8 protein-coding genes are annotated in these 8,334 nt (G+C 73.0%); 6 read left to right on the top strand and 2 right to left on the bottom strand.

The features are described 5' to 3' along the window. Nucleotides 1-191 precede the first annotated feature (191 nt). The 4 genes from Q1K57_RS08485 to Q1K57_RS08470 are packed head-to-tail and all read left to right on the top strand — an operon-like array spanning nucleotide 192 to nucleotide 3,707. On the top strand, nucleotides 192-1,097 hold the full coding sequence (locus Q1K57_RS08485; RefSeq protein ID WP_300080943.1) for an ABC transporter ATP-binding protein: 906 nt from the start codon (nucleotides 192-194) through the stop codon (nucleotides 1,095-1,097). Then, entirely contained in the window at nucleotides 1,094-1,879 is a 786-nt protein-coding gene (locus Q1K57_RS08480; protein ID WP_300080941.1) for an ABC transporter permease, read from the top strand. Before Q1K57_RS08485 ends, Q1K57_RS08480 begins: the two co-directional genes overlap by 4 nt. A 20-nt stretch (nucleotides 1,880-1,899) precedes the next feature. After that, nucleotides 1,900-3,096, top strand: coding sequence for an ATP-binding protein (locus tag Q1K57_RS08475; protein ID WP_300080938.1), 1,197 nt, complete (start codon nucleotides 1,900-1,902; stop codon nucleotides 3,094-3,096). Then, nucleotides 3,093-3,707 carry a response regulator transcription factor gene (locus Q1K57_RS08470; RefSeq protein WP_300080935.1) on the top strand — a complete coding sequence of 205 codons (615 nt, stop codon included), beginning with the start codon at nucleotides 3,093-3,095 and terminating at the stop codon, nucleotides 3,705-3,707. Before Q1K57_RS08475 ends, Q1K57_RS08470 begins: the two co-directional genes overlap by 4 nt. 251 nt (nucleotides 3,708-3,958) lie before the next feature. Here the strand turns inward: Q1K57_RS08470 and Q1K57_RS15730 are convergent, their stop codons facing one another. Beyond that, nucleotides 3,959-5,803, bottom strand: coding sequence for a response regulator (locus tag Q1K57_RS15730; RefSeq protein WP_366525357.1), 1,845 nt, complete (start codon nucleotides 5,801-5,803; stop codon nucleotides 3,959-3,961). Between the two features lie 168 nt (nucleotides 5,804-5,971). Between Q1K57_RS15730 and Q1K57_RS08455 the strand changes: the two genes are divergently transcribed. Continuing rightward, a complete protein-coding gene (locus Q1K57_RS08455; RefSeq protein WP_300080932.1) occupies nucleotides 5,972-6,796 on the top strand; it encodes a hypothetical protein in 825 nt (274 codons plus the stop codon). Nucleotides 6,797-6,824: 28 nt separating this feature from the next. Then, nucleotides 6,825-7,679 carry an ABC transporter ATP-binding protein gene (locus Q1K57_RS08450; RefSeq protein WP_300080929.1) on the top strand — a complete coding sequence of 285 codons (855 nt, stop codon included), beginning with the start codon at nucleotides 6,825-6,827 and terminating at the stop codon, nucleotides 7,677-7,679. On the opposite strand, the gene Q1K57_RS08445 is transcribed toward Q1K57_RS08450, so the two are convergent. Then, nucleotides 7,627-8,334, bottom strand: a 708-nt coding sequence (locus Q1K57_RS08445; RefSeq protein ID WP_300080926.1) for an AIR synthase-related protein, incomplete at its 5' end; no start/stop codon positions are given. The genes Q1K57_RS08450 and Q1K57_RS08445 overlap by 53 nt on opposite strands.

Below are 8,334 nucleotides of genomic sequence, written 5' to 3'. Positions count from 1 at the left end.
CGAGCGGGTCGCGCGTGGACGCCTCGCAGGTGGTCACGGCGTGAGTCTACGCAACCCGGACGCCGCCGGCGTACGCCGCTCACCCCGCCCGTCCCGTTGCCGACGCCCGACGCCGCCTCCTCCGATCGGATGAGGTCCGTTGCGCCCGTCCGGCGGACGCGCCGCCCTCCGGCGGAGGCGACGCTGGAGGCATGGCACTCATCGACGTCACCGGACTCACCAAGTCCTACGGCACGAAGACGGTTCTGCACGGCATCGACCTCTCGGTGGCCGAGGGCGAGATCGTCGGCATCCTCGGCCCCAACGGGTCGGGCAAGACGACCGCGGTGGAGTGCATCGGCGGGTTGCGCACGCGCGACGCCGGCACCGTCCGCGTCGACGGGGTCGACCCCGCGGGCGACCCCCTCGCGCTGCGCGAGGTGCTCGGTATGCAACTGCAGGAGAGCCGCCTGCCGGCCCGGCTGCGCGTCGCCGAAGCCCTGGACCTCTACGCCGCCTTCTACTCCGATCCCCGCCCGCCGGGCGAACTCCTCGAGCGCTTCGGGCTGGCGGCCCACGCCGACCAGCGCTTCGACAAGCTCTCCGGCGGCCAGCAGCAGCGCCTCTCGATCGCGCTCGCCCTCATCGGACGCCCCCGCATCGCCTTCCTCGACGAGCTCACCACCGGGCTCGACCCGGCGGCCCGCCGCGAGATCTGGGAGTACCTCCGCATGCTGCGCGACGACGGGCTCACCGTGCTGCTCGTCACCCACTTCATGGAGGAGGCCGCCTACCTCTGCGACCGGGTCGTGATCCTCGAGGCCGGCCGCGTCGTGGCTTCGGGCACGCCCGAGCGGATCGCGCTGAGCACAGGCGGACAGGAGACCTCCTTCGCCGCCGAACCCGGCCTCGACCCGGAGGTGTTCCGCACGCTCGCCGGCGTCACCGACGCCCGCGTCGACCGCGGCCGGATCGTCGTGCGGGGCGATGCGACCTCGCCCCAAGCCGTCCTCGCTGCCCTCGCCACGCGCGGGATCCTCGCCCGTGAGCTGCGCGTGACGACCCCCTCTCTCGACGACGCCTACCTCGCCCTCACCCGGGAAGGACACCGGTCATGACCACGCTCGCCACCACCTGCGCCACGCTCCCCGCGGCCCGCTGCGTCCGCATCCTGCGCGCCCACCTCGTCAACGAGGCCCGGCTGCTGTCGCGAGAGCCCGCCGCCCTCGTGTTCGGCGCCGTGCTGCCGCTGGCCGCGATCATCGTCATGACGGCGGTGCCGGCAGCCCGGACGCCGGTGGCCGACTTCGGCGGCCTCTCGGTCGTACGCACCTACCAGCCCACGATCGTGCTGTTCGCCACCTCCGTCCTCGGCCTCACGATCATGCCGGCCATCCTCGGCGGCTACCGGCAGGCCGGCGTCCTGCGCCGTCTGCGCACCACCCCAGCCCCGCCGTCGACCCTGCTCGCCGCCCTCTTCGCCGTGATCGCCGCGGTGGGTCTGCTGGTCGTGGCGCTGCTGATGGCCATCCCCGCGCTCGCGGGCGCGGGGCTCCCCGCGCACCCCGGGATCTTGTTGCTCGCCGCCGTGCTCAGCCTGGGGGCGTTCCTCGCCCTGGGCACGCTGCTCGCCTCCGTCGTGCGCTCCCCGCAGGCGGCGGCGGGCCTCGGCAACGTGGTCGCCGCCGTGATGTGGTTCTCGGCCGGCCTCTGGCTGCCGCGCGCGTTCTTCCCCGACTGGCTGAGGGTGCTCACCGACCTCACGCCGGGCGGCGCCGCCACGAGCGCGATGCTGGGGGCGGCACTCGGGGAAGCCCCGGCTTGGCCACCCTTCGTGGTGCTGCTCTGCTGGACGCTGGCGGCCGCGTGGCTCGCGATCCGCACCTTCCGTTGGGAGTGATCAGCGCAAAGATGGACCCCGTGACCCATGAAGCGCCCCCCACCCGGATGCGCACCCTCGGGCTGCCGGTGACCCTGGGGCTGCTCGGCGCGAGCCTGGTGGCCGCGGTGGTGATGGCGTACGCCGGCGTCCCGATCGTGAGCACGGCCGACCTGCCGCTGCTCGGGGTGCTCACCGCCGCGATGGCCGCCGTGCGGTGGGCGGGCGCCCGCACCGCCATCAGCGAGCGGGCCGTCACCGCCCTGTTCTGGCTGAACCTGGTGCTCGCCGCGGCGGCCATCTGGCTGTCGCCAGCCTTCGGGCTCTACCTCTTCGTGGGCTACTACGAGTCGGGGCGCTTCACCGCACGGTCCACGCGGGTCGCCGGCATCGTCGCGACGGCGCTCGTCATCGCGCTGGCGCAGGTGGGCGGGCCGCGCTCGCTGCTCTTCACGCCCCTCGTCTACGCGGCCTTCGCGGCCGTGAACCTCGCGGTGACCCTGCTCATGCTCGGCCTCGACCGGCAGCGGGAGCGCCTGTTCGTCACCCTCGCGCGCACGAACGACGATCTACGCGCCGAGCAGGAGCGTTCGGCCGCGCTGCGCGACCAGCTGGTGGCCCAGGCCAGGGAGGCGGGCATCGCCGAGGAACGCTCCCGCGTGTCCCGCGAGATCCACGACACGGTCGCCCAGGACCTCGTGGCCATCATCGCCCAGCTCGACGCCGCCTCCGACGAGACGGACGCCTCGGCGCGCGACCGCCGGCTGGCGACCGTCTCCACCACCGCCCGCGCGGCTCTCGCCGAGGCCCGCCGGGCCGTGCGCGCGTTGGCCTCCCCGCGGCTCGACGCGGCCGACCTGCCGCTGGCCCTGGACGACCTGCTGGGGAGCTGGCGGACGGCGTCCGGGCTCGACGGGGAGCTGCGGGTGACCGGAGTCGCCGCCGCCTCCGGGCGCGACGACGCGCTGCTGCGCATCGTCCAAGAGGCACTGGCGAACGCAGCGCGGCACGCACGCGCCAGCCGGGCCGACGTCGCTCTGACGTACGGCGACGGCGTCCGGGTCGAGGTGGCCGACGACGGGGTGGGATTCGACACCGACGCCGTGACGCGCGGCTTCGGCCTGATCGGGATGCGGGACCGCATGGCGTCCGTGGGTGGTTGGCTGGAGGTGGCGTCGGCACCGGGCGAAGGCACGCGGGTCATCGCATGGGTGCCGGGGGGAAGGGAGCACGCATGATCAGGGTGGTGATCGCCGACGACCACCCGCTCGTGCGGGACGGGATCGTCGCGATCCTCGAGCGCGAGGGCGATCTGCAGGTGGTGGCGCAGGCGGCGTCGGGGCCGGAGGCCGTCGCGATGAGCGGCAAGCACGACCCCGACGGGGTGCTCATGGACCTGCGCATGCCGGGCGGCGACGGCGTCGACGCGATCCGGCGGCTGCGGGCCGGGGCGGGCGACCGGCCGCGCATCCTGGTCCTGACGACGTACGACACCGACCACGACATCCGGGCAGCGCTGAACGCGGGCGCCGACGGCTACCTGCTCAAGGACACGCCCCGGGCCGAACTGGTGCGAGCGGTGCGCGACCTGGCTGCGGGGCGTCCGGTGCTGTCCCCCCTGGCACTCGCGGCCCTCACCGGCCGGGGCAGCGACCCCGTCGCGCTGACCGCCCGCGAGGCCGACGTCGTGCGCGAGCTCGCCGCGGGCGGGACGAACCGCGAGGCGGCCGGCCGCCTACACGTGAGCGAGACCACGTTCAAGACCCACCTGTCCCGCGTCTACGACAAACTCGGCGTCTCCGACCGGGCAGCGGCCGTGCGGGTGGCGTACGAACGCGGGCTCCTCTGAGGCTCGCGGGGCCGCGCGGCCTCGTCGGCGCCGCAGCGCCCAGGTGTGTGCAGTTCCATGCTGCGAAACCGGCGCTGGGGGACGCGTTTGGCAGCACGGAGCTGCACACGGGGCACCCCGGGGCACCCGGGCCGCGGCGGCGGCGTCCGGCTGCACGTTTCTGACATAGGAAATCGTGGCACGTGCCAAGAAAAGGTAGGTCAGAATCCTGACGGCCCGCCCGGCACCCGCGGCGAACCCCGGCGGAACGCTCAGACCAGCCCGGCATCGTGGACGCGGATGGCCACCTGCACGCGGTTGGCCGCCCCCACCTTCGTGAGCACCCGCGTCACGTAGCCCTTCACCGTCGCCACGGACATGTACAGCTCGGCGGCGATCTCTGCGTTGGTCAGGCCGCGCCCGATGGCGACAGCCACCTCGCGCTCGCGGTCGGACAGGGGTTCGAGGGACGCCAGCGCCGCGGCCCGGCGGTCGTCGTGGACGCTCCGCGTCGCGGCGACGATGAGAGCGCGCGTGACGGCGGGCGACAGGATCGGCTCCCCGCGCACGACGGCCTCGATCGCCTCCACCATCCGCGGTGGGGCGCTCTCCTTGAGCAGGAAGCCGTCCGCGCCCGCGGCCAGCGCCTGCAGGACCATGTCGTCGGAGTCCAGCGTGGTGAGCACGATCACCTTCGGCGCCTGGGGCCGGGCGAGCAGCGCGGTCGTCGCCGACAGGCCGTCGCGGTGCGGCATCCGGAGGTCCATGAGCACCACGTCGGGCGCCACCCGGCCCGCCACGACAAGTGCCTCGTCGCCGTCGGCCGCCTCGCCGACGACCTCGAGGCCCGGGTCTGCCCCGAGCAGCATCGAGAGCGCACTGCGCACGAACGGGTCGTCGTCGACCAGCAACGCCCGGATCGGCTCGGTCACGGCGTCTCCCACGGCAGGTGCGCCGCCACGGTGAAGACGCCGTCGGCCGCCCCCGCACGGAAGGAGCCGCCCAGCATCGAACACCGCTCCCCCAGCCCGAGCAGTCCCAGCCCCGCACCGGGCACGGACGCCTTCCGTCGCGTCACCGGGTTGGTCACCGTGATGTGCAGCCCCGCGCTGGGGCCGCCCTCGAGCCGGAGCCGCACGGGGGGCGTCCGGGGCGTGCTTGCGTGCGTTGGTGAGGGCTTCCTGGATGATCCGGTAGGCGTGGCGCCCCACGAGAGCGGGCACTGCGGCGACCCCGTCCCCGCCGAGCGACTCGGCCACCTCGATCCGTTGGCCGCCCGCGCGCGCCTCCTCGACGAGCGCCGGCAGCGCGGCGAGCGTCGGCTGTGGCGCCGTTCCCTCCTCCCTCGAACGCAGCGCCGACAGGACGCTGCGCAGTTCGGCGACCGAGGCCCGGGCGTTCTCCTCGATGACGTGCGCGATGCGGGTGGTCTCGGTGGCATCCACCTCAGGCCGGCAGGCGAGCACGTTCGCGTTGAGCGACACCAGCGACATACGGTGCGCGAGCACGTCGTGCATCTCGCGGGCGATACGGTTGCGCTCCCCAAGCACGGCCAGCTCCCGCTCCCGGTGGGCGTTCGCGGCGAGCTCGGACGCCGACCGCTGCACGTCCCGCTGCGACCCGAGGAACAGCCCCAACAGCGTGAACCCGAGCAGGATCGCCACGTTGAGCGCGGTGTTGCCGCCGGCCATCTGCCCGGCCCCCGTCGTGGACACCGACAGTCCCTCGGGCGGCAGGAACACCTGCAGCAGGGCCGCCGGCAGGATCGTGCGCCAGTCGCGGCGCGTGCACAGGGAGACGTACGCCCAGATGGCGAACACGGCCGCACCCACCGCCACGTAGCCGCACAGCATGGTCACGAGCGCGACGGGCAGCGGCCACCGCCGGCGGAACCGCATCGACACCCCGGCCACCAGGGGTAGCCCGAGGGTGCCCGCGAGCTGGAGGGGATCCAACGCCGACGCCCGGGCCGGGTCGAGCAACAGCACCACCTGCAGCGCCGTCAACGCCGCCGCGACCGTCACCGCCACCCCGTAGCGCACCCACCGGCCGCGCCGCGTCACCTCGGGCGGCGGGTAGAGGGCGCGGGGCGCGAGCAACGCGGGGGCGGCCGACATGGCACGCACTGTAGGAGGGCAGCGGGCCGCGCCTGCGGCGTCCCACCACGCAAACGGGCCCGGACGCCGCCGGCGCGACTTTGGTCGCGGGCGGAAGCGACGAAGGGAGCACGCCAGGCCGAAGATCGGACGGTGCGGGCCGCGCGTTCAGGGGAGGACGCTCGGGTCATGAAAGCCACCCTCACCGCGCTGACGCGGATCGAGTTCGTCAAGCTGTGGCACAAGAAGGAGAGCTACCTGTACTTCGTGCCGGCACTCCTGCCGATCCTGTACGGCGTGGGCTTCGCCAGCGGCAGCGCATCATTCACCTACCGCGGTGACCCGATGTCGCACATGACCTTCATCCAGACGATGTTCTTCATGTCGCACTCGCTGTTCATCGGCTACGTCTTCCTCATCATCGTGGCGGCGCGGGCGGTCGGCTCCGAGGTCGAGGACCACTCCCTCCTCCTCTACGTCCCCCGCGTGAACGACCGCGCCAAGCAGCTCGCCGCCAAGATCCTGGCCGTGCTGGCGTTCGCGCTCGTGGGCGTGGCCGCGCAGGCGCTGGCGTGCGTGGTCGGCTACTACGGCCTGCTCGTCCACAGCCGCATCGGCTCGGGTGCGTTCGCCGTCGGCTCCGACCTCCCGGACGCCGCGGCGGTCGTCATCGAGTCGTCGCTGTTCCTGGTGGTCGCTGTGCTCATCGGTGTCGTCCTCAGCCTGTACACGAAGACCCTCGTCGCCGTCGCCGCCGGAACGGTCGCCCTGGTCGTGCTCACGTTCGCGAGCCAGCTGGCCCCGACCGCCTACCTCATCCCGACGTTCTACCTGGTGCGCAGCATCGACATCATCCACGACGCCCAGCCGGGCGCCACCGCCGGCAACCCCACGATCGCCCTGTTCACCGATTCGCTGCCCGTGCTCGTCGCCCTGACCGCGCTCGTCACCGCCGTGTGGGCGGTGACCCTCGGCCTCGTGGCGCACCGACAGTTCACCACGATCGATCTCTGACCCGCCACCCCTGCCAGGAGGAACCGCCATGCTGCAGATCCATCACCTCAAGAAGAGCTACGGGGCCAAGGAGGTGCTGCTCGACATCAGCTTCGAGGTGCGCCCCGGCGAGATCGTCGCCCTGCTCGGCAAGAACGGCGCCGGCAAGTCGACCACCATGAACTGCGTCGCCGGCATCATCAACCCCACCAGCGGCGACATCACCTACGAGAGGCAGTCGCTGTTGCCCGAGAGCACGCTGCGCAGCGAGTTCGGCATCCTCATCACCGCCGTCTTCTTCGACTACCTCAACGTGGAGGACAACCTCACCTGTCTGCTCCGCGCGCACGGGTGGCGCGACAAGGCCGCCATTGCCCAGCGCATCGACCAGATCATGGCGTTGGTCGACCTGTCCGCCCAGAAGCGGAAGCTGGTGAAGACGTTCTCGTTCGGCATGAAGCAGCGGCTCGGTCTCGCCCAGGCGTTGATGAGCGATGCGGAGTTTCTCATGCTCGACGAGCCCCTCGTCGGCCTCGACCCGCTCGGCAAGGACATGGTCAAGCAGGCCCTCGTCCGTGCCGCCCGCGAGGAGAACCGGGCCGTCCTCTTCTCCAGCCACGACCTCCCCGACGTGGCCGACATCTGCGACCGCATCGTCATGATCAAGGACGGACTCGTCGCCTTCGACGGCCCCTACTCTGACGACCGCGAGATCGAGCTCGTCACCGAACACCCGCTCGCCTCCGGCGCCGCCTACCCGACCCTCGTGGCGACCGAGACCGGCGGCGTCCTTCACGACACCGGCGACCTCAACGAACTCATCGGCGCCGGGGCGTTCACGGGCAACCGCATCACCGACGTGCGGGTGCACGAGAACTCGCTGCTCCGCCTGTTCCAGAGCTGACGCCCAGCCGGAACCGGCCGACGACCTCGAGTTCACCGGAATCGACCACTTCTCCCAGCCGCGCCAGCGGGATGCCGTGCTCGGTGCACAGCTCGGCGAACGCCGCGTAGTGCTCGCCCGACAGGGAGACCAGCACCCGGGCGGGCGACTCCGAGAAGAGCGCGACGGTGGGATCGCCGCCCGGCAACTGCAGCGAGGCGCCCAGACCGTGACGCCGGCACGCCTCCACGAGCGCCAGGGCCAGCCCGCCGTCGGCGAGGTCGTGGGCCGACGTCAGGAGCCGACGCCGCGCGGCGGCGCCCAGCACGCTCGCCAGAGCGCGCTCGGCCGCCGGGTTCGGCGTCGGCGGCCGGCCACCGAGATGGTCGTGGATCGCCTCGGCCCACGCCGAGCCCGACAGCTCCGCCCGCGTCTCGCCGAGAAGCGCGACCGCGTCCCCCTCGAACGCGAAACCCATCGGCGTCCGCGCCGCCACGTCGTCGAGGACGCCCGCCGCCACGACCACCGGCACCGGCCCGAACGGCCCGCCGGCCGCGGGGTGGAAGCGGACGTGAGCGTCGGTGACGGCCAGCCCGAGGTCGCGGGCACCATCCGCGAGGCCCCGCGCCATCGCGTCGGCCTGCCAGAGGGCGGTGGGGTCGTCGGCCGGGCCCAC

It is taken from the genome of Propioniciclava sp. (assembly GCF_029977985.1).
Classification (GTDB): domain Bacteria; phylum Actinomycetota; class Actinomycetes; order Propionibacteriales; family Propionibacteriaceae; genus Propioniciclava.
This window is presented reverse-complemented; position numbering and strand designations above follow the sequence as displayed.

Coding starts and splice junctions, on each gene's coding strand:
- Q1K57_RS08485 (WP_300080943.1), top strand. CDS start 192: ATGGCACTCATCGACGTCACCGGACTCACCAAGTCCTACGGCACGAAG.
- Q1K57_RS08480 (WP_300080941.1), top strand. CDS start 1,094: ATGACCACGCTCGCCACCACCTGCGCCACGCTCCCCGCGGCCCGCTGC.
- Q1K57_RS08470 (WP_300080935.1), top strand. CDS start 3,093: ATGATCAGGGTGGTGATCGCCGACGACCACCCGCTCGTGCGGGACGGG.
- Q1K57_RS15730 (WP_366525357.1), bottom strand. CDS start 5,803: ATGTCGGCCGCCCCCGCGTTGCTCGCGCCCCGCGCCCTCTACCCGCCG.
- Q1K57_RS08455 (WP_300080932.1), top strand. CDS start 5,972: ATGAAAGCCACCCTCACCGCGCTGACGCGGATCGAGTTCGTCAAGCTG.
- Q1K57_RS08450 (WP_300080929.1), top strand. CDS start 6,825: ATGCTGCAGATCCATCACCTCAAGAAGAGCTACGGGGCCAAGGAGGTG.